Source organism: Sediminicola sp. 1XM1-17, from assembly GCF_037203765.1.
Classification (GTDB): domain Bacteria; phylum Bacteroidota; class Bacteroidia; order Flavobacteriales; family Flavobacteriaceae; genus Sediminicola.
Genome location: NZ_JBBCAS010000006.1, coordinates 33,687 through 55,525, shown reverse-complemented (window position 1 = coordinate 55,525; position 21,839 = coordinate 33,687). Strand labels below are relative to the sequence as shown.

At 43.8% G+C, this 21,839-nt stretch carries 14 protein-coding genes; 11 read left to right on the top strand and 3 right to left on the bottom strand.

Going from position 1 to position 21,839, the window contains the following annotated elements; all coding sequences use genetic code 11:
- Positions 1–12 precede the first annotated feature (12 nt).
- Positions 13–435: a tellurite resistance TerB family protein gene (locus WAA86_RS10185; RefSeq protein WP_337300898.1), complete on the bottom strand. Its 423-nt coding sequence runs from the start codon at positions 433–435 to the stop codon at positions 13–15.
- A 177-nt stretch (positions 436–612) separates the two neighbouring features.
- On the opposite strand from WAA86_RS10185, the gene WAA86_RS10180 reads away from it, so the two are divergent.
- The 7 genes from WAA86_RS10180 to WAA86_RS10150 all read left to right on the top strand — a co-directional run bounded on the left by WAA86_RS10180 (position 613) and on the right by WAA86_RS10150 (position 12,547).
- Positions 613–1,674: a ligase-associated DNA damage response exonuclease gene (locus tag WAA86_RS10180; protein WP_337300897.1), complete on the top strand. Its 1,062-nt coding sequence runs from the start codon at positions 613–615 to the stop codon at positions 1,672–1,674.
- 7 nt (positions 1,675–1,681) lie between these two features.
- A complete protein-coding gene (locus WAA86_RS10175; protein ID WP_337300896.1) occupies positions 1,682–3,313 on the top strand; it encodes an ATP-dependent DNA ligase in 1,632 nt (543 codons plus the stop codon).
- Positions 3,300–5,765, top strand: coding sequence for a ligase-associated DNA damage response DEXH box helicase (locus WAA86_RS10170; RefSeq protein WP_337300895.1), 2,466 nt, complete (start codon positions 3,300–3,302; stop codon positions 5,763–5,765). The genes WAA86_RS10175 and WAA86_RS10170 overlap by 14 nt, the downstream gene beginning before the upstream one ends.
- Positions 5,762–6,577: a ligase-associated DNA damage response endonuclease PdeM gene (gene pdeM / locus WAA86_RS10165; protein ID WP_337300894.1), complete on the top strand. Its 816-nt coding sequence runs from the start codon at positions 5,762–5,764 to the stop codon at positions 6,575–6,577. The genes WAA86_RS10170 and pdeM overlap by 4 nt, the downstream gene beginning before the upstream one ends.
- 2 nt (positions 6,578–6,579) lie before the next feature.
- Positions 6,580–7,722 (top strand): aminotransferase class V-fold PLP-dependent enzyme, encoded by a 1,143-nt coding sequence (locus tag WAA86_RS10160; protein ID WP_337300893.1) that lies wholly within the window; start codon positions 6,580–6,582, stop codon positions 7,720–7,722.
- A 69-nt stretch (positions 7,723–7,791) separates the two neighbouring features.
- Positions 7,792–11,169, top strand: coding sequence for a transcription-repair coupling factor (gene mfd, locus WAA86_RS10155; RefSeq protein WP_337300892.1), 3,378 nt, complete (start codon positions 7,792–7,794; stop codon positions 11,167–11,169).
- A 52-nt stretch (positions 11,170–11,221) separates the two neighbouring features.
- Positions 11,222–12,547 carry a TlpA family protein disulfide reductase gene (locus tag WAA86_RS10150; RefSeq protein ID WP_337300891.1) on the top strand — a complete coding sequence of 442 codons (1,326 nt, stop codon included), beginning with the start codon at positions 11,222–11,224 and terminating at the stop codon, positions 12,545–12,547.
- 15 nt (positions 12,548–12,562) lie between these two features.
- Here the strand turns inward: WAA86_RS10150 and WAA86_RS10145 are convergent, their stop codons facing one another.
- Positions 12,563–13,222, bottom strand: a complete 660-nt coding sequence (locus tag WAA86_RS10145) for an aspartate kinase (protein ID WP_337300890.1) — start codon at positions 13,220–13,222, stop codon at positions 12,563–12,565.
- 190 nt (positions 13,223–13,412) lie between these two features.
- Positions 13,413–13,772 (bottom strand): YraN family protein, encoded by a 360-nt coding sequence (locus WAA86_RS10140; protein WP_337300889.1) that lies wholly within the window; start codon positions 13,770–13,772, stop codon positions 13,413–13,415.
- Positions 13,773–13,967: 195 nt separating this feature from the next.
- Here WAA86_RS10140 and WAA86_RS10135 point away from each other — a divergent pair, with 195 nt between their 5' ends.
- From WAA86_RS10135 to WAA86_RS10120, 4 genes are all read left to right on the top strand, one after another.
- Positions 13,968–15,476 carry a DUF1800 domain-containing protein gene (locus WAA86_RS10135; protein WP_443217584.1) on the top strand — a complete coding sequence of 503 codons (1,509 nt, stop codon included), beginning with the start codon at positions 13,968–13,970 and terminating at the stop codon, positions 15,474–15,476.
- An 11-nt stretch (positions 15,477–15,487) separates the two neighbouring features.
- Positions 15,488–17,179 (top strand): DUF1501 domain-containing protein, encoded by a 1,692-nt coding sequence (locus tag WAA86_RS10130; protein ID WP_337300887.1) that lies wholly within the window; start codon positions 15,488–15,490, stop codon positions 17,177–17,179.
- 142 nt (positions 17,180–17,321) lie between these two features.
- Positions 17,322–19,391 (top strand): methionine--tRNA ligase, encoded by a 2,070-nt coding sequence (metG, locus tag WAA86_RS10125; protein WP_337300886.1) that lies wholly within the window; start codon positions 17,322–17,324, stop codon positions 19,389–19,391.
- Positions 19,392–19,711: 320 nt separating this feature from the next.
- Positions 19,712–21,835: a Tex family protein gene (locus WAA86_RS10120; protein ID WP_337300885.1), complete on the top strand. Its 2,124-nt coding sequence runs from the start codon at positions 19,712–19,714 to the stop codon at positions 21,833–21,835.
- Positions 21,836–21,839: the final 4 nt, after the last annotated feature.

Here is a 21,839-nt window from a genome sequence, read left to right as displayed (position 1 = left end):
ACATGATTTTTGCTACTTCTTTACTAGATATACATAATCCTCAAAAGCAATATTACCTCCGAAGATATCTATAGATCTGCTGATAATCTTATTGGCTGCATCGTTAGAATATCCAAGGCCTATGGCATATTTCTTGATCAAGGCCCGCTCATCTTCATCGATCATATGATCCACAAAAATTATTCTAAAAAGATCGAACAAGCGCTCCAATCGTCTTTCGGATGAAGTTGGTGGATCGATAGGGTATTTGGTAGGCTTCATCATCACCTCCTTATATTCCATTTCAGTAATGTCCAATTTCTGGGCAAAACGGTTCAATAGTTCAACCTCTTCAGGATTTACCTCCCCGTCCACAGCCGCCAAAGAGGCGAGTGCTGCAAAATGGGCCACATTCTTCCGGTGTTCACTATTATCATACAAATCTACAAAAGACATACTTCACTTATTTTAGTAGGAACAAAGATATATTTTTTTAAAAATCATTGGTTTAAAAAAGGACAATTATTTTAACATTTCCACAGTATAATCCTGAATATAGGGCCCTAATAATGGCAGAAGGGCACACATATTTCCATCTGTGAAAAGAAAAGAAATTCGTAACTTTCCCATGCTATGAAAAAACCGCTTCTTCAATTTACGGGTAAGGGCATTTATTGCAGTGTAGCCAAAGTTTACCTTGATCCTTGGAAACCCGTGGACCATGCCATTATATCCCATGGACATGCGGATCACAGCCGATATGGCCATAAAAAATACATCACACACCACCATAATGTGCCCATAATAAAGCACCGATTGGGAGATATTACCGTAACCGGCAAGGCTTGGGGAGAAACATTCACCATCAACAATGTAAAGTTCAGTCTGCATCCGGCTGGTCATATTATAGGATCTTCCCAAATCCGCGTGGAACACCAAGGGGAAATATGGGTTTTTACCGGTGACTATAAAACTGAGGACGATGGTATCTCTACCCCTTTTGAGCCCGTAAAATGCCACACATTCATAACAGAATGCACTTTTGGCCTCCCCGCTTTTAAATGGACCCCCCAACAGGAAGTATTCCATGAGATCAACAATTGGTGGGAAACCAACAAAAATGAAGGAAAAACGTCCGTTTTATTTGGGTACAGCCTTGGTAAGGCACAGCGATTGCTGAAGTATTTGGACACGGATATTGGAAAGATATACACCCATGCCGCGATCGAAAACATGACGGAAGTACTTAGGCCTCTGGTACAGTTCCCTCCGACCACCCTGATCACCAGAGAGACCAAAAAAGAGGACCTTCTTGGAAATATAGTCTTGGCCCCGCCCAGTGCACATGGTAGCCCCTGGATCAGAAAAATGGTTCCTTTTGTAACGGGTTCTGCCAGTGGATGGATGGCATTTAGGGGTGCCCGAAGAAGAAGGGCCATAGATAAGGGATTTGTACTGAGCGACCATTGCGATTTTCAACAGTTATTGGACAGCATAAAGGCCACCGGGGCAGAAAAAATCATATGCACCCATGGGTATACCGATCTGTTTTCAAGATACCTAAGGGAGTTGGGCTATGATGCACGCACGGAGGAAACACAGTATGAGGGCGAGCTATCAGAATTAAATTCCCAGGAGACAGAGCAAGAAAATGCGAAAGGACCCAAGGAGAAAATCCAACGTATAGACCAGTAATTTACGTATGAAAAAATTCGCCCAACTCATAAAAACATTGGACAGCACCAATAAGACCACCCTCAAGGTAGCGGCATTGACAACGTATTTTAAGGAAGCTGATGATAAGGACAAGGTCTGGACCATAGCCATACTCTCCCACCGTCGTCCCCCAAGGCCAGTGAATACCACCTTACTGCGTCAATGGGCCTCTGAACTGTCCAATATCCCCTTATGGTTGTTCGAAGAAAGTTACCATATCGTGGGGGACCTGGCAGAAACCATCGCCTTGGTCATTCCATCCGCAACGGCCCAAACAGACAAGAGTCTGACCCAGTTTCTGGAGGAAATGATCGCCCTAAAACCGAAATCCGAAGAAGAAAAAAAGTCCTACCTCTTCCAGAATTGGCGGACGATGGACTATTATGAACGTTTTGTCTTCACCAAATTGATCACCGGTGGTTTCCGGATTGGGGTGAGTCAAAAGTTGATGACCAAGGCCCTGGCCAAAGCCACGGAATTGGACGAGGACATCCTGGCCTACAAACTGATGGGCAATTGGGACCCCAATACCATAACCTTTCAAAAACTGGTTCTGGAAGAGAACAAGAGTGATTACCTATCCAAACCCTTCCCCTTTTATTTGGCGTATGCCCTGGAGGATGCCGTTGAAAACTTGGGCGATGTTAACGATTGGCTCATGGAACATAAATGGGACGGGATCCGATCACAAGTCATCCTTAGAAATGATGAATTGTTCGTGTGGAGCCGAGGGGAAGAACTGGTGACCGATAAATATCCAGAGTTCCGTTCCTTTATTGGGGAAATTCCCAATGGCACTGTTTTGGACGGGGAAATACTCCCTTTCCCGAAAGGGGAAATTGGAACTTTTAACGACCTACAGACCAGAATAGGCAGAAAGTCGGTATCCAAGGCCTTGTTAAAAAAAACACCTGTCATTCTAAAAGTGTACGATATCTTGGAATGGAAGGGAAAAGATATCAGGAAACGGCCTTTTGAGGAAAGAAGGGAAGTTTTGGAATCCTTGGTAGGCGCCTTTGATACAAACCAAGACCTACCCTTACATTTATCAGAGACCATGCAATTCTCCCATTGGGCAGAAGTGGGCCAAGAGCGGGAACGCTCCAGGGAGGTAAGAAGTGAAGGGTTAATGCTCAAAAAGAAAGGTTCGCCCTATCTGGTGGGAAGGAAAAAAGGCGATTGGTGGAAATGGAAAGTGGATCCACTCACCATTGATGCCGTACTTACCTATGCGATGCGCGGCCATGGAAGGCGCAGCAACCTTTTTACCGATTATACCTTTGCCCTTTGGGACGAAAACGAAAATAACGAAATGGAACTGGTCACTTTTGCCAAGGCCTACTCCGGACTCACCGATGCCGAATTTAGAAAGGTGGATGCATGGATCAAAAAAAATACATTGGAGCGTTTTGGACCCGTGCGCAGCGTTACCCCACATCACGTTTTTGAAATTGCATTTGAAGGAATTGCCGCCTCCAAAAGACACAAGAGTGGAGTCGCCACCAGATTCCCCCGTATTTTGCGATGGCGCACCGATAAAAAAATAGAAGAGGCCAATACCCTCGAAGATCTAAAGGCATTAATTCCAGGCCCAATACAGGAGAATGAACAGAAATGAGCTTTACCATATCGCCGAAGAATGGTTTTCACAGCAAGGCTGGACCCCCTTTAAATTTCAAAAGGATACCTGGAAAGCCTTTCTACAGGGAAAACACGGCCTACTGAATGCTCCCACGGGCAGCGGAAAAACCTACGCCCTATGGTTCCCTATTGTCCTGAACTACATTAAAAACAACCCGGACTATAGATCAAATCACAAAAAAGGCCTCAAGGCTATCTGGATTACCCCATTAAGGGCACTCTCCCAAGAGATCCTCCAATCTGCCGAACGGGTATCACAGGACCTTGGCACCAATTTTACTGTCGGTATCCGTTCTGGGGATACGTCAAATAAGGAGCGTGTCCAACAGAAAAAAAACATGCCGGACCTGCTGATCACCACCCCGGAAAGCCTACAACTCCTATTGGCCTCAAAAGGTTACGATAAAATGTTCAAAAATTGCTCCGCAATCGTAGTGGATGAATGGCACGAACTTTTAGGCACCAAACGCGGTGTTCAAATGGAGCTTGCCCTTTCACGATTGAGAACCGTCTCCAAAAACATTCGTATTTGGGGCATTTCGGCAACCATTGGGAATTTGGAACAGGCCAAAGAAGTGCTATTGGGCACAAACGAAGCAATTCAGGGAAACTCGGTCTTGATCAAAGCAAAGCTGAACAAAAAAATAACGGTAAAGAGTATCATCCCAAAAACCATGGAAACATTTCCTTGGCGGGGCCATTTAGGCCTACATTTATTGGAGGAAGTCGTTCCCATTATCAATGCCAGCAAGACTACCCTGCTATTCACCAATACTAGGAGCCAATGTGAAATTTGGTTTCAAAAAATTCTGGAATTGCACCCAGAATATGCCGGGGAAATAGCCATGCACCATGGCAGTATCAATAAAGAAACCCGACTCTGGGTGGAGCAGGCCATCCGGAACGAAAGTCTTAAGGCCGTTGTATGCACTTCCAGTCTGGACCTGGGTGTAGATTTTGCCCCCGTGGAGACCGTGATCCAAATTGGGGGACCCAAAGGTGTGGCCCGTTTTTTACAACGTGCCGGGCGCAGCGGCCACAGACCGGGCGAGGAAAGCGTTATTTATTTCCTCCCAACCCACGCCATGGAACTCATCGAAGCTTCTGCCCTCCAGCGAGCGGTCAAGGACCAAGTGGTGGAAGATCGATTGCCCTATCTCAACAGTTATGACGTCTTGGTGCAATACCTGACTACCTTGGCCGTTTCCGATGGTTTCTTTCCTGACCAGATTTATGGGGAAATATGCCAGACTTTTTGTTTTCAGGCCATCAACAAAGAACAATGGCAATGGCTGCTGAACTTTATTGTTCTGGGGAGTCAGAGCCTGCAAACCTATGATGAATACAAGAAGGTGGAGATAGAGGACGATGGTAGATTTAAGGTGAACAGCAGGGGGATCGCCATGCGTCATCGCTTTCAAATTGGGACCATCGTTGGTGACGCCAATTTAACGGTACGATATCAAAAAGGAGGTTACATTGGTTCCATAGAGGAATTTTTTATCTCCAAACTCACCCAAGGCGACGTGTTTACCTTTGCCGGTAGGAACCTGGAGTTTATTCGGATCAAGGATATGCAGGTTCATGTTCGCAATTCCTCCAAAAAAACCAACAAGGTACCCAGTTGGATGGGCGGCAGGATGAGTTTTTCTGCCCAAATGTCCGAATTGCTTCGGGAAGAACTATACACTGCCGATTTACCACCTTCTGAAACCTCCAAAGAAATGAGGGCCATGGAGTCCATCTTTGAGCGCCAAAGGATGGAGAGCATCGTACCCAAACCAGATGAGTTCCTCATAGAAACTTTCAAGACGAGGGAGGGATACCATCATATTTTCTATCCCTTTGAAGGCAGGTTTGTCCATGAGGCCATGGGCAGCCTGCTGGCCTACCGCATCAGTCTATTGTCTCCGGTTACCTTTTCCATTGCCTTTAATGATTATGGGTTTGAACTATTGTCAGATCAAAAGATCGATATGCAGCAGGTGCTGGACAATAACCTTTTCAGTCCCGAATTTCTATTGGACGATCTTCAAAAAAGTTTAAACGCCACAGAAATGGCACGTAGAAAATTTAGGGATATAGCCGTTATCAGTGGGATGGTATTCACCGGATATCCTGATAAGGGAATTAAAATGAAGCATTTGCAGAGCAGCTCCCAACTTTTGTTTGATGTTTTCCGTGATTATGAGGCCGATAACCTCCTGTTCCAACAGGCCTTTACCGAGACCTTTGAGCACCAATTGGAGGAAGGCCGACTGCGCTTGGCACTGGAACGCATAGGGACCCAACAAGTGGTTTGGAAAGACTGCAAAAAACCTACCCCCTTCAGCTTCCCTATTATTACGGACCGCCTCAGGGAGAAACTCTCCAGTGAAAAATTGGCGGACCGGATCAAGAAAATGACGGCAAAGCTCATGAAGAAATGACCGCCCCGCCCTTCGGGCACCCCACCTTTAAAGGAGGGCAACAAATAGGAAAAAATATAAATGAAGAAGCTCTCCTCCTATCTAAGGAGGAGAATGAATTCAGATGGAATCGTAAGAAAGAGGTGGTTTTTTTACTATTAAACCTTAATTTTACTCCCACCATTGAATCCATGACACACCCCATACAAATTAACGATCAGAATTTTGTGCTCCATAGTACAGGTGCCCTGTTTTGGAAGGAAGAGCGCATGCTATTGATCAGTGATGTGCATTTGGGAAAGGTCTCCCATTTTAGAAAATACGGAGCCGCCGTTCCCCAACAGGCCATAGAAAAGAACTTTGAGCTGCTCACCGAAATCGTCTCCGTTTTTGAACCTAGGACGATCTGTTTCCTGGGCGATCTGTTCCATTCCTCCCTAAACAGTGAATGGCACCGCTTCGAATCTTGGATTTCGGAACAGACCTCAAAAATTATTTTGGTGGCCGGAAACCATGATATTATTTCTCCCCTAAAATATGAGGACATAGGAATATTGGTCATCCAAGAGTTGGTCCTTCCTCCTTTTTTAATGACACATCATCCTGAGGAACGAAATGGTTATTTTAATTTTTCGGGCCATATCCATCCTGCAATAAAATTGAAAGGAATGGGTCGCCAACTGCTTAAACTACCTTGTTTTTTTAAAAAGCAACAGCAAATGGTACTCCCGGCATTTGGGGAATTTACGGGCACCCATATTTTAACACCTACCAAGGAAGATGAAGTGTATGCCATTACAAAAAATGAGGTTATTTTAGTGGCAAAGAAATAAACATGCTCACAAGCCAAAAACACCTTTTTAGTCTGGAAGATGGCATCACCTATCTGAATGGTGCCTATATGTCGCCCCAACTAAAAAGCACGGAGGAAATCGGGATTGCCAATCTAAAACGCAAGAGTCGGCCCTACTCCATAACCCCAGAAGATTTTTTCACCCAAAGATTGGTCCTTAAAAAACGTTTCGCAGAACTTATTGCGGCCCCCAATTATCAAAATATTGCCATTATCCCCTCTGTTTCCTATGGTACGGCTACCGTGGCCAACAATGTCCAATTGCAAGCTGGAGATGAAATCATCCTGGTAGAGGAGGAATTCCCGAGCAATGTATATACTTGGAGCCGCCTTGCCGAAAATTACGGTGCACATGTGAAAATTGTTGAACCACCCAGAGATTTTAAGGATAGGGGCAGAATTTGGAACGAGGCTATCTTAAATGCCATTACCAGTAAGACATCCCTTGTGGCCATGGCCCATGTGCATTGGGCTGACGGCACAAAATTTGATTTACGAGCAATCCGTGAAAAAACGCGGGCTGTTGGTGCACTCTTGATTATCGACGGTACCCAAAGCATAGGCGCCCTCCCGTTTACAGTAGCGGAACTGCAGCCCGATGCCTTGATCTGCGGGGGATACAAATGGCTTATGGGACCCTATTCCTTGGGTGTTGCCTACTATAGTGATGTTTTTAATGATGGCAGGCCATTGGAAGACAATTGGATGAACAAACTGCACAGTGAGGATTTTACCCAACTGACACAATACCATGACGAATTCCAGCCGCATGCGGGACGGTATTCCGTAGGGGAGTCTAGCAATTTTGTCTTGGTGCCCATGCTGATCAATGCAATGGAACAACTGATACAATGGCAACCAAAACAAATTCAGGCCTATTGCCAGAGCATATCGGAACATGCCGTTGAACAATTAAGGGAGATCGGTTGCTTTATAGAGGATAATAATTATAGGGGACAACATCTATTCGGGGTTTACCTTCCCAAAGAAAGGGAGATGCAAAAAATAAAACAGCGCCTGCAGGAGCATCACATATTTGTATCGTACCGAGGAAAGGCAATTCGGGTGTCACCCAATGTTTACAATCAGAAGGAAGATTTTGACAGATTCATTTCTTGTTTTTAATGTCACCAAAAAACATAAACTTTTTATGATAGATCAAGAGTGCCTATATTTGCATAAAAAATTTTACTCTTGAGTAAAACTATTGTACCCCAGCTTTTTTCACAGTCCCTGCAACTGCAGAAACTGAGAAAAACTATTGCCGCTCCCCAAATACATGTCAGGTTAAAAGGACTTACCGGATCTTCCCTTTCCTTTGCGGTCAAGGAAGCCTTCCAAGAGGCAGGAGCCCCATTTTTATTGATCCTCAACGATAAGGAGGAAGCAGCTTACCATCTCAATGACCTCGAGCAAATGGTGGGCGAATCAGATGTGCTGTTCTATCCAGGAAGTTATAGAAGGCCCTATCAAATTGAGGAAACGGACAATGCCAATGTACTGTTGCGTGCCGAGGTGCTCAACCGTATCAATTCAAGGAAAAAGCCGGCAATTATTGTGACCTATCCCGATGCCCTTTTTGAAAAGGTGGTTACCCGAAAGGAACTGGACAAGAACACCCTAAAAATAAAACTGGAGGACACCCTATCATTGGATTTCCTGAACGAGGTACTCTTCGAATACAAGTTTAAAAGGGTCGATTTTGTAACAGAACCCGGAGAGTTTTCCGTCCGTGGAGGTATTGTGGATGTCTTCTCTTTTTCCCATGACGAACCCTATCGAATAGAATTTTTTGGCGATGAGGTGGACAGTATCCGAACCTTTGATGTGGAAACGCAGTTGTCCACGGACAAGGTGAAAAAGATCACCATTATTCCTAACGTTGAAAATAAATTTTTGGATGAGACCAGGGAAAGTTTCCTGAAGTACATTTCAGGCAATACGGTGGTCTTTGCAAAAAATCTGGACCTGCTCTTCGACCGTATGGACTCCCTTTTTGCAAAAGCGGAAGAGGCGTTTAAAACCCTGTCCGAAGACATCAAGCATGCAAAACCTGCGGAACTGTTTGTAAGCTCCTCCTTTCTTAAGGAACAATTACAAGATTATAGTCTGATAGAGGTTGGTACCCAATTCAACAAACAACTCAGGAATACCGAGCCCGAAGTCATTGTATTCAATACCAAACCTCAACCCTCTTTCAACAAGAAATTTGATCTGTTGATTGAAAACCTCAACGATAACAATGCCAAGGGGTACAACAATTATATTTTTTGTGCCACGGAACAACAGGCCAAGCGATTCCACGACATCTTTGATGAGGTAGGGCAACAAGTGCATTACCAGACCGTAGTATTTCCGTTGTACCAAGGGTTTATTGATGACGATTTAAAAATAGTGGTCTATACGGACCATCAAATTTTTGAGCGTTACCTCAAGTTCCACCTGAAAAATGGTTATGCCAAGAAACAGGCCATCACCCTAAAGGACCTCAACAAATTGGAAATTGGGGATTATGTGACCCACATAGACCATGGTATCGGCAAGTTCGGGGGACTTCAAAAAATTGATGTTGAAGGAAAAAAACAAGAGGCCATAAAACTGGTCTATGGGGAAAGGGATATCCTGTATGTAAGCATCCATTCCCTACATAAAATATCCAAGTTCAATGGAAAAGACGGCAAAGAACCCAAGATTTACAAATTGGGATCTGGAGCTTGGAAGAAGGTCAAGGAAAAAGCGAAATCACGGGTAAAACAGATCGCCTTCAACCTGATTAAAATATATGCAAAACGAAGGCTGGAAAAAGGGTTCCAGTACGCTCCGGACAGCTACCTACAACATGAACTGGAAGCCTCTTTTATTTACGAGGACACCCCGGACCAAAGCAAGTCCACCGAAGATATCAAAAAGGACATGGAAAGTGAACGCCCTATGGATCGTTTGGTATGTGGGGATGTAGGTTTTGGAAAGACAGAAGTTGCCATCCGCGCCGCATTCAAGGCCGTGGACAATGGAAAACAGGTGGCCGTTTTGGTACCCACCACCATTTTGGCGTTTCAACATTTTAAGACCTTCAACGAACGATTAAAAGACATGCCGGTTACTGTGGAATACCTGAACAGGTTCCGTACCGCCAAGGAGAAGAAGGACACCTTGGAACGGTTAGAGCAGGGCAAAGTAGATATTATCATTGGGACCCATCAATTGGTGAACAAAAAGGTACAGTTCAAAGATTTGGGACTTTTGATCGTGGATGAGGAGCAAAAATTTGGGGTAGCCGTAAAGGACAAACTGAAGTCGATCAAAGAAAATGTGGATGTGCTAACGCTTACCGCAACGCCCATCCCGAGGACTTTGCAGTTCAGTTTGATGGCTGCCAGGGATCTTTCGGTCATCAACACGGCACCACCCAACAGATACCCCATTGAAAGTGAGGTCATCCGTTTTAACGAGGAAACCATTAGGGATGCCATTACCTATGAGATTCAAAGAGGGGGACAGGTATTCTTTATCCATAACCGCATTGAAAATATCAAGGAAGTAGCAGGAATGATCCAAAGGCTGGTGCCCGATGCCAAAATTGGGGTTGGCCATGGACAATTGGACGGCAAAAAATTGGAAGCCTTGATGTTGGGCTTTATGAACAACGAATTTGATGTCCTTGTTTCCACGACCATTGTGGAAAGTGGCCTGGATGTCTCCAATGCCAATACCATTTTTATCAACAATGCCAATAATTTTGGTTTGAGCGACCTGCACCAAATGCGCGGTAGGGTTGGACGAAGCAATAAAAAGGCCTTTTGTTATTTCATTACCCCTCCTTATGATGTGATGACCAATGATGCCCGTAAGCGTATCCAGGCCTTGGAACAGTTCACTGATCTGGGCAGTGGTTTCAATATAGCGATGAAAGATCTTGAGATCCGCGGTGCCGGAGATCTTTTGGGCGGGGAACAGAGTGGATTTATCAATGATATTGGTTTCGATGCCTATCAAAAGATTTTGAACGAGGCCATTGAAGAGCTCAAGGAAAATGAATTTAAAGATCTGTATGAGGAGATCGGTGGCAGTGAGAAAGAAAAAGTGTATGTGAAGGACACCCAGATCGATGCCGATTTTGAACTGCTATTCCCCGATGATTATATCAATAATGTCACGGAGCGATTGAATCTCTATACCCAATTGAACGAAATAAAGGACGAAGCCGGCTTACAAAAATTTGAAACAGAACTTGTAGACCGTTTCGGGGAGCTTCCCACAGAGGCGGAAGATCTTTTGAACTCTGTGAGGATCAAATGGATTGCCAATAGCATTGGTCTGGAAAAAGTGGTATTAAAACAAGGTAAAATGATCGGGTATTTCATTTCCGACCAACAGTCGGCCTTTTACCAGAGTACCTCCTTTACCCGGGTGCTGCAATTTGTACAGACCCACTCCAACCTTTGCAAGATCAAGGAAAAACAGACCCGTAGTGGACTACGATTATTGTTGGTATTTGAAAATATAAAATCTGTGGACAAGGCTTTGAAGGCCTTTCAACCTTTTGCAAAAACACCGGAACCTGTTTCTTAAGACAATTGTGGATAACCCTAGTTCTTGGAACAGTTTTTGAATTACGTAATATATGTTTAGATCACTGCTTTTTTTCTTTTTGATATTGAGTACCAACTTAGGTGCCCAACACACCATTTCCGGACCGTTTTCACCTTCTGAGGATTTTAAATGGGTCATGGCCTACCAATTAAAACCAAGCAGTCAGGAGTATGTTACCGCTGGTCCCGTAAAAAATGGAGATTTGGAATTGGTCATGCCAAAAACTGCGGAGGCGGGTTTGTACAGAATGGTCTATGCCATCCCTACGGATGAGTTTTATTTTGATGTGATCTACAATGGAAAAGAGGATATCCAGCTCACCTTCAATGTATCCAATGGGGTGTCATTTACGGCCTCAGAGGAAAATGGAACCTATCTGTCGTACCTTGATCAGATAAAAATCGCAGCAAAAAAATTAGATGAATATTACACCTCTGGGCAAAAAAACAAGACCGTATTGAATACCGTGGTGAAGGATTTGGAGGAGACACAGAATTCCTTTGAAACCAAATCTGAAGGGATGATCGCACAGCATTTCATCAAGGCCAACAGACCCTACATCCCCAAGGAACAAGAGACTCAGGAACGCTATATCCAATCCAAAAAAGAACACTTTTTTGACCACCTGGATTTCCATAATCCCATCCTTCAAAGCTCAGGGTTTTTAACGGATAAGGCAATGGCTTTCGTCTTCACACCACTGGCCCAAAGCGCAACAAATTTTGAGACCGACCACGACATGGAGGCCAATTTAGCCACTTTGAATACCGAACTAACCGATGTTGATCCTCTTTTTAAGGCAAAGCTCTTCGAAAAATTATGGAAAGAGACTACCAAAAAGGGAATGGGCCCCAGTTCCGATCTAATATTCAACAATTACTTACTTCCTTTATCCAAATCAAGCGGACTTAAAGAAATACAGGAGATCACGGATAAGATTGAACTGGACCATCGCTTGCGAATTGGAGCCAAAGCTCCGGAAATCCTTTGGACCGAAAAAGGCGAAGATAAAAAACTGAGTGACCTTAGCGGAGCGCAAAACTATGTGCTTTTATTTTGGAGCAGCACCTGTTCCCACTGTTTAAAGGAAGTACCTGAATTGTACACGGCATTGAAGGACAATAATACAGTCCAAGTCTTAGCGGTAGGCTTGGAAGATAACGATGCCACCTGGAAAGAAGAATCGTCAAAATTAATAGGATTCCACCATGTCCTTGGACTTGGAAAATGGGATAATGAATATGTTACCCTATATGATGTTCATCAGACCCCCACTTATTTTGTTCTGGATGCCCAAAAGAGAATCAGCGCCAAACCCGCTGGCTTGGAAGAGTTGCTTACCTTTTTAAACAAATAACTCCGAGTCCAAAGTTTAGAGCGCCTTTAGATCCTTGATGGTTCTAAAAGCAGTGTCTACCTGTTCGTCGTTTACTATAATGGTAAACTCATTGGTTGTGGAAATGACCTCGAACAGTACAATGCCCTCCCATGCCAAACGCTGGAAAATAAAGTAATAGATACCAGGTACGGAAACGTTCTCGGCCGGTAATTTAACCGTAATGGAAGATAAATTTGTTGCCTTCTGGGTGCATTTTTCATTTTTAAAAAGTTCCTCCACGGTAGCGTCCAATAGATCACTCACCACAATGTTCATTTCATTGACACCACGGGAAGAAGTATAAAACACATCCTTGTTCTTATTGACCTCTTTGATCAACTGGGTCTGGTTGTCGAGGATCGATTCTGAAACCAAAAAAGTAAAATCCGTCAAGGAAGATCGCACCGTGATTTCCCCTATATTCTTGAGCACCTTTATTATTTTATGGGTCGCCCTAAATTCCAAATCATCGGATAGCCTTTTCAAGGCCATTACAATAGCACCATTTCGGATATCCTTTCCCAATTCTTCCTCTATTTCTGGTCTTACCAACCTAGAAAGGGATGTGAGATTGATAATACCCTGGGCCAGGGCACTTTGAAGGAAGGGTTTCTTTTTGATATACTCTTCTACGACGGATGAAATTGTTTTCATTTGTTGACAAAAGTTTGGTTGCGTTTGCAAATATAACAATTTGTTACAAATAAAACAATTGCAACAACCTTAATATCATTGTTTTAAGCATTTTGGCTTAAATTTCGCATCAAAAGGAGATTATAGCAAAATATAGTCATGTATTTTGTGATATTCTCAATATGAGTCATTTGGGTATCTTCATTACCCTTTAAAAATGATAAAAGGCATCTTCAAGATGCTCCAATTTGAATTTCCCTTGTTCCTTAAAGATAGTTATGATATCGAAGCGTACCGAAACGTCCAAATTATGATGTACCACATAATGATCCGCGGCCATTACCAATAGCTTTTTCTTTTTTTCCGTAACCGTATCAGCAATATGGGCAATGAAGTTGGTGCTCCTTGATTTTACCTCAATAATGGCCAAGTCGTCCCCTTTTAAGGCAACAATATCTATTTCTGCTTTCAAATATCTATAATTCCTCTCTTTGATATGATAACCCTGTTTCGCAAGATAATCGGCTGCAATTTGCTCTCCCAACCTGCCAAACTCATTGTGATTCCCCATATTATATTCTATATATCCTAAAATTAAACGCAGTTGGTCGAAAAAACAGGTATCTGGTCGGCCAATCTGTTATCAAGATCGTAATTTAGTTAGAAAATCATCGAATTTAGCTGACTATTAATACGATACACTGATATTTTTACGTTTATTAGTATCCCCAAAACTATGAACTTAGATAACAACGCCCCAACCACCATGGAATTCTTTATTAATTGCAACACCTCTAGTTTAGCGACTTACACTACCCCTTTGGATAAAACAAAGGCTGCCCACCTGTACCGTAGACTGGGTTTTAGTGCGTCCGTTCAGACCATAGATCAGGCGGTAGGCCAATCCGCAACGGCCCTAGTTGACAATTTGATCAATGAGGCCCTTGGCATGCCTCCTTTGGCAGCACCTACTTGGGCAGATTGGAACAACAGCAACTATCCGGAGGATGACGATGCCAGGAGGGCACTACAAAATTCTCAAACAGGGGAATGGAAATTGGCATATTCCAATGGCTTGATCAACAATAACCTTAGGGACCGTCTCAGCTTTTTTTGGAGCAACCATTTTGTGACGGAATTGGATGTGTACGAATGTAATTCTTTCCTGTATTACTATACGGACTGCCTACAGCGCAACGCTATAGGCAACTTTAAAACCTTTGTTCATGAGATTGGACTTACCGGTGCCATGCTTTACTATTTGGATGGTGTTTACAACAATAACAACCGTCCCAATGAAAATTATGCCCGTGAACTATACGAACTTTTTTCCCTCGGCGAGGGCAATGGCTATACGGAACAGGATATCATAGAAACAGCGAGGGCATTAACAGGTTATGTGGAAAGGGGAGAAATTGGTTGTACCCAGGTTACCTTTGACCCCACCAAACACGATACCGGTAGCAAAACTATATTGGGCCAAACGGGAAATTGGGGATATGACGACGTCATCGATATCCTGTTCCAGCAAAGGCCGAACGAAATAGCGGAATTTATCTGCAGAAAATTGTATGAATTCTTTGTGCACCCAGATTCCAAGGATGATGAGGGCAATGCACAGACTATTATAGACGGTTTGGCCGCAACCATGATCTCCAATAATTTTGAGATTGCGCCCGTATTGTCACAATTGTTCAAAAGTCAGCATTTTTTTGACAATGAAGCTATTGGTGTTATCATAAAGAGTCCCTATGACCTCTTCCTGAATTTGTTGAAGGAGACAGGTTTCTTCTATGACGATAGCGTGATGAGCCAAATTATTGACACCACCAGGATGCTGAGCCAAGAACTTTTTGATCCTGTGGACGTTGCAGGTTGGCAACGGAACAGAACTTGGATCAATACCAATTTTATGATTGGCAGATGGCTTTCATTGGAGTTTATGCTAGACGGTTTCTATGGCTATAATGCCGAACAGTTTAGAACTTTTGCCATGGATGCTGTTGGTCCAGGCAATAGGGGGACGAGCAACCCTAGGATTGTGGTAGAGGCCATAGTGAACAAATTGACACCAAAAGGTTTATTGACCGAAGCCGATTTCAATAATGCATTATCATCCTTTACCATAGAGGATGTTCCCCAAGAATACTATGGTTCGGATTATATAGATGGAGGGTTGGGGCTTTGGATGTTGGACATAAGTCCGGAAGTGCCCTTTCAAGTATACCTCCTTTTACAGCATCTTGCTAGACAACCTGAATTCCAACTAAAATAACACCTACGACCATGTGCAATAATATCCATATCCCCATCAACCACCATAATGACAAAGACGGTCACGACCAGGAACACAAATTCTGGAGCAGACGTTCCTTTTTACAGGCCCTGGGAATTGCAGGATCCGGATCCATGATGTTGGGAAGTAATTTCTTGACCGCTTCGGCCCCTTCACCCTTGACCGCTGCCATCAATATGGCGGAAACGGACAATATTCTGATCCTTATCAGGTTGTCCGGAGGTAACGATGGGCTAAGTACGGTGATCCCCATTGAGCAATACGACGCCTATGCCAACGCTAGGCCCAATATCTATATCCCCGAAAGCAAGATCCTAAAACTTACCGATGAATTTGGAGTACCCTCCTATATGAAGTCGCTGGAGCCTATGTGGGGAGACGGGCAGTTCAAGGCCGTTCACGGTGTAGGCTATGAGGGGCAAAGCCTCTCCCATTTTACGGGCTCCGATATTTTTGCCAATACCGATTTGACGACTACTGGTTTTAGTGGGCTGAATACCGGTTGGATGGGAAGACATTTCGAAAACATATATCCTGATTATCTGGTAAACCCGCCGGAAGCTCCGGCTGCCATTCAAATTGGACAGTTCGGAAGCTTGGTATTCCAAGGGGAAGAGACCAATTATGCTTTTGTTACTAACAACATCGATCAATTGGAACAAATTGCGGAAACAGGACAGCAATATAGTTTGGACAGTGCACTTTTTAACAATTGCATGTACGGGGACCAATTGAAATTCCTTAGGGGAGTTGCCAATACCACCTATGAATATTCAGGTAAGATCCATGCAGCATACGAAAGGGGACAGAATCAGGTAGAATACCAGAACAACGGCTTTGCAAGACAGATGGCCCTTTTGGCCCGTTTGATCAAAGGAAATCTGGGCACCAAGGTATATATGATCTCCATGGGGGGGTTTGATACCCACGGGAACCAACCTTTGGCACATGAACGTCTGATGACCAACCTATCCGTTGCCATCGACAATTTCTACGACGATCTGGGCTTTACACAACAAGATAATAAAGTATTGAGCATGACCTTCTCCGAGTTCGGAAGAAGAATATTCGAAAATGGGTCCAACGGTACGGATCACGGAAAAGCAGCCCCTACCCTATTTTTTGGATCTGGCCTTAATGGCAGTGCCTTTGTAGGGGACCACCCTACCTTGAACAACCCTGATGGAAGAGGGAATTTGGAATATACCATGGACTTTAGGGACCTTTATGCCACCGTTTTGGCCGAATGGTTGTGCGTACCTATCCCCTTGGTGGAACAACATTTATTGGACCACCCCTATGCCCCGGTAAACCTTGGATTTAATTGTAGCGGTGTAGATTTTCCGGATATCACCTATAGCGATGGGGACCCAACCCCACCAACACCAATAGGCGAAAACCCACCCCCGGCATTGATGAATGCTATTGTGCACAAACCTTTTTATCCAACAAAGGAAGCACCGCATATTTATCTTGAAATGCCTTTCAGTGCCCATGTGGATATACAGTTATATAACATACTAGGTCAAAACCTTGGTACGGTATTCAATGAAATGATGATGGAAGGATCTACCGAAATAAACATTCGTGAACGGATGACCCTTCCGTTGGCCACTGGAAAGTACATTTATAGAATACAGGTACAAGACCAAAAAATGAGTAAATCTGTCGTGGTCGTATAAACAACCTACTTATGGTGAAGGCCTTCTGCCATCTAGTGTTCTGTCCAAGGTAACAATAGCTGGTCGGAGGCCTTTCTTTTTTGGGTCATTGTAGGTTGCACCCTCACAAAAATCTTTATTTTTGTGCCCAAATTCATATTTGATGTCTCAGAATCAAGAAAGTCCAGCTAGATATACCATTACCGCAGCTCTTCCCTATACCAACGGGCCCATCCATATTGGCCATTTGGCAGGAGTTTACGTACCTGCGGATATTTATTCCCGTTACCTTCGTTTAACCGGAAAAGACGTTGCCTTTGTTTGTGGCAGTGACGAGCACGGGGTTGCCATTTCCATGAAGGCCAAAAAAGAAGGGGTCTCCCCTCAACAGGTCATCGATAAATATCACGGGATCATCAAGCAATCCTTTGAAGATTTTGGGATCTCTTTTGACAATTACTCCAGAACATCGGCAAAAGTCCATCATGAAACGGCATCCGAATTCTTTAAGACATTATACAAAAAAGGTGACTTTATAGAAGAGGTCACGGAACAATTATACGATGCAGAGGCCAAACAGTTTTTGGCAGACCGGTTTGTCACGGGAACATGTCCCAAATGCGGCCATGAAGAGGCTTACGGCGACCAATGTGAGAATTGCGGCTCTACCTTGAACGCCACAGACCTCATCAATCCCAAATCCACGATATCGGGTGGAGTCCCCACCTTAAAGGAGACCAAACACTGGTTTTTACCTTTGGACAGATATGAGGATTTCCTTAAACAATGGATTTTGGAAGGCCATAAGGGCGATTGGAAGCCCAATGTTTATGGGCAGTGCAAATCTTGGATCGATGACGGATTGAAACCTAGGGCCGTCACCCGTGATTTGGATTGGGGTATCCCAGTTCCTGTTGAAGGTGGGGAAGGCAAGGTACTCTATGTTTGGTTTGATGCCCCTATAGGTTATATTTCGTCTACCAAGGAATGGGCCGCTAAAGAAGGCAAGGATTGGGAACCTTATTGGAAAGCAAAGGATACCAAAATGGTCCATTTTATTGGAAAGGACAACATTGTTTTCCATTGCATTATTTTCCCATCCATGCTAAAGGCACATGGGGATTATATCCTACCAGAAAATGTTCCGGCGAACGAATTTTTGAATTTGGAGGGCAACAAACTTTCCACTTCCAAAAATTGGGCCGTATGGTTGCATGAATATCTGGTGGACTTTCCGGATATGCAGGACGTATTGAGATATACGCTTACTGCCAATGCACCTGAAACCAAGGACAACGATTTTACCTGGAAAGATCTTCAAGCGAAAAACAATAACGAGTTGGTGGCCATTTTAGGAAATTTCATCAATCGCGTTGTGGTCTTGACCAATAAATATTACCACGGCGCAGTACCAAGTCCATCTACCTATTCGGAAGTGGACAAGGAAACCTTGGCCGAACTTCAAAAATACCCTACCATCCTATCCAATTCCATTGAACGCTACCGCTTCCGCGAGGCCAGTCAGGAATTGATGAACCTAGCACGTTTGGGGAACAAATATTTGGCAGATGAGGAACCATGGAAAGTAGTCAAACAAGATGAGGAAAGGGTTAAAACAATTATGTACGTTGCCCTTCAGATTGCTTCTGCACTTTCAATTTTAAGCGAGCCATTCTTGCCATTTACAGCATCCAAACTAAAAGATATGCTGGCCCTGGACGGCGGTTTAAAATGGAATGATGTGGCATCAAAAAGGGATCTGTTGCCAGCCGGACACCAAATCAACCAAGCAGCATTATTATTTAGTAAGATAGAAGACGATACCATACAAAAGCAATTGGATAAATTGGAAGCTACCAAAAAAGCGAACGAGCAGATGAACAAAGCAGTAACACCACAAAAAGATATAATCACTTTTGACGATTTCACAAAATTGGATATGCGTGTGGGGACCATCATAGAAGCAGAAAAAATGCCCAAGGCCAAAAAATTGTTGGTCTTGAAAGTTGATACCGGATTGGATGTCCGCACCATTGTTTCTGGGATAGCAGAAAGCTTTTCCCCCGAGCAGATTATTGGTAAAAAAGTAACTGTTTTGGTCAATTTGGCTCCAAGGGCTTTAAGGGGTGTGGACAGTGAAGGTATGATCCTGATGACCGAGGATACTGATGGGAAGCTCGTTTTCGTCAATCCGGACACGGATGGGGTTGGTAATGGGGAAACGATAAATTAATTTTTATCCCTTCCTTCGTAATTAACAACCATTAAAGAGGTCTCGACTCCGCTCGACCTGACAAAACTAATTGAAGTTCAGGTTTGTTATGGTCGAATGGCTTGAATTGATAAACTTTAAAGCATAAACGTTGAGGATGTCCCCTCGAGCGGAGTCGAGAGGTCTTTCCGCTTATAAAAGCATCAATAAGAAATCATCCTAAATTTTTGCTAACATTCCCGTTTTTTAACCATCGCTTATTATATTGCCGCATCATTTAATAACATCAATCCGCTTGCTCAGCAAAGAGTATATGGACCTACATAATTAAGTAAACTACTATGCTACTGATACCCTATATCGCCAAACACACCCAACTACCTACAAAAAGCATTGAAAATACAGTTGCACTCCTGAATGAGGATTGTACGGTACCCTTTATCTCCCGCTACCGAAAGGAAAGAACCGGAAATCTGGACGAGGTGCAGATAGGGGAAATTGTCACCTTTAAGGCCCAATTTGAGGCCCTGGAAAAGCGCAAGGTCGCCATTTTGAAAGCCTTGGAGGAACAGGAGGTTTTAACCCCCGAACTAAAAAAATCCATAGCGTCCTCAGAAGATCTTGTTACGTTGGAGGACATGTACCTTCCTTTCAAAAAAAGTCGTAAGACCAAAGCTGAAACAGCTAGAAAAAATGGCCTGGAGCCTTTGGCCAAAATAATCATGGCCCAAAATTCGGATGAAATAGATCACATCGCCTCCCAATACGTATCCGATGATGTTCCCAATGAAGATGATGCCCTGGAAGGTGCCCGACATATTATTTCCGAATGGATCAACGAGCGTATGGACATCAGGAACCAGATCCGCCATCAATTGGAAAAATTTGCCCAGATTACCACTAAGGTGATCGGCACCAAGAAAGACGACGAAAAGGCACAAAAATTCAGGGACTATTTTGATTGGAGCGAATCCCTCGGCAGGTGTCCCTCCCACCGCCTTCTCGCCATTCTTAGGGCTGAAAACGAAGGGTTCATCCGTGTCAAAATTGAAATTGATGACGAAAAGGCCATCTCCAAGATTGAGGACCGCATTATCAAATCGGACAATTCATGTTCGGAACAAATTAAAGTGGCCGTCCAAGATGCCTATAAAAGACTATTGTTGCCATCACTTTCCAATGAGACCCTAAAAGCTGCCAAGGAAAAAGCAGATGAGGCGGCCATCAGCGTGTTCTCCAAAAATTTAAAACAACTATTATTGGGCTCCCCACTTGGAGAGAAACGGATTCTTGCCATTGACCCAGGCTTTAGAACGGGTTGTAAGGTGGTTTGCCTTAGTGCCCAGGGCGATCTGGAACACAATGAGACTATCTACCCTCACGCACCGCAGAATGACACCTCTGGGGCCATAAAAAAAATCAGCTCCCTAACAGACGCCTATAAGATTGAGGCCATCGCCATTGGTAACGGTACTGCTTCCAGGGAAACAGAGCAACTGATCAAACGTATCCAGTTCAAAAACCCAATAGAGGTTTTTGTGGTCAGTGAAGCGGGGGCGTCCATTTATTCTGCCTCTAAAATTGCCAGGGATGAATTTCCCAATTACGATGTTACCGTCCGTGGGGCGGTTTCCATTGGCAGACGATTGGCAGATCCCTTGGCAGAATTGGTAAAGATAGATGCCAAATCTATTGGAGTTGGACAGTACCAACACGATGTGGACCAGACCAAGCTTAAAAACTCCTTGGATACCGTGGTGGAAAGTTGCGTGAATTTTGTGGGCGTAAATATCAATACCGCCAGTACCTCCCTTTTGAGCTACGTATCCGGGATTGGGCCAAAATTGGCCGAAAACATTGTTGCCTATAGAAATGAAAATGGCCCATTTGCCAGTAGGGCGGCCATAAAAAAAGTACCCCGATTGGGAGAAAAAGCCTTTGAACAGGGAGCTGCCTTCCTCCGTATCAAGAACGCCAAAAACCCCTTGGACGATTCAGCGGTTCACCCTGAAAGCTATGGTATTGTACAGCAAATGACCAAGGACAAGGGGATTGCCATATCGGACCTAATAGGCAATAAAAAGGAATTACAGACCATAGATCTCAACGCATATACCACGGATACCATAGGGCTTCCGACCCTTGAGGATATCATTCAGGAGTTGGAAAAACCAGGGCTCGATCTACGTGAAAAGGCCAAAGTATTCACCTTCAACCAGAATATCAAAACCATAACCGATTTAAGGGAAGGACAATTGTTGCCTGGAATCGTCAACAATATCACCAATTTTGGTTGCTTCGTAGATGTAGGTATCAAAGAAAGTGGCCTGATCCATATCTCCAACCTGTCGGATACTTTTGTGAAGGATGTCAACGAACATGTAAGCCTTCATCAACAGGTGATCGTAAAGGTATTGGAAGTGGATGTACCCAGAAAACGAATACAATTGGCCCTTCACAAATAATAAT

What these genes read in the sequence shown, in the direction of transcription:
- WAA86_RS10185 (WP_337300898.1), bottom strand. Translation starts at nt 435, where the DNA reads ATGTCTTTTGTAGATTTGTATGATAATAGTGAACACCGGAAGAATGTG.
- WAA86_RS10180 (WP_337300897.1), top strand. Translation starts at nt 613, where the DNA reads ATGAAAAAACCGCTTCTTCAATTTACGGGTAAGGGCATTTATTGCAGT.
- WAA86_RS10175 (WP_337300896.1), top strand. Translation starts at nt 1,682, where the DNA reads ATGAAAAAATTCGCCCAACTCATAAAAACATTGGACAGCACCAATAAG.
- WAA86_RS10170 (WP_337300895.1), top strand. Translation starts at nt 3,300, where the DNA reads ATGAACAGAAATGAGCTTTACCATATCGCCGAAGAATGGTTTTCACAG.
- pdeM (WP_337300894.1), top strand. Translation starts at nt 5,762, where the DNA reads ATGACCGCCCCGCCCTTCGGGCACCCCACCTTTAAAGGAGGGCAACAA.
- WAA86_RS10160 (WP_337300893.1), top strand. Translation starts at nt 6,580, where the DNA reads ATGCTCACAAGCCAAAAACACCTTTTTAGTCTGGAAGATGGCATCACC.
- WAA86_RS10150 (WP_337300891.1), top strand. Translation starts at nt 11,222, where the DNA reads ATGTTTAGATCACTGCTTTTTTTCTTTTTGATATTGAGTACCAACTTA.
- WAA86_RS10145 (WP_337300890.1), bottom strand. Translation starts at nt 13,222, where the DNA reads ATGAAAACAATTTCATCCGTCGTAGAAGAGTATATCAAAAAGAAACCC.
- WAA86_RS10140 (WP_337300889.1), bottom strand. Translation starts at nt 13,772, where the DNA reads ATGGGGAATCACAATGAGTTTGGCAGGTTGGGAGAGCAAATTGCAGCC.
- WAA86_RS10135 (WP_443217584.1), top strand. Translation starts at nt 13,968, where the DNA reads ATGGAATTCTTTATTAATTGCAACACCTCTAGTTTAGCGACTTACACT.
- WAA86_RS10130 (WP_337300887.1), top strand. Translation starts at nt 15,488, where the DNA reads ATGTGCAATAATATCCATATCCCCATCAACCACCATAATGACAAAGAC.
- metG (WP_337300886.1), top strand. Translation starts at nt 17,322, where the DNA reads ATGTCTCAGAATCAAGAAAGTCCAGCTAGATATACCATTACCGCAGCT.
- WAA86_RS10120 (WP_337300885.1), top strand. Translation starts at nt 19,712, where the DNA reads ATGCTACTGATACCCTATATCGCCAAACACACCCAACTACCTACAAAA.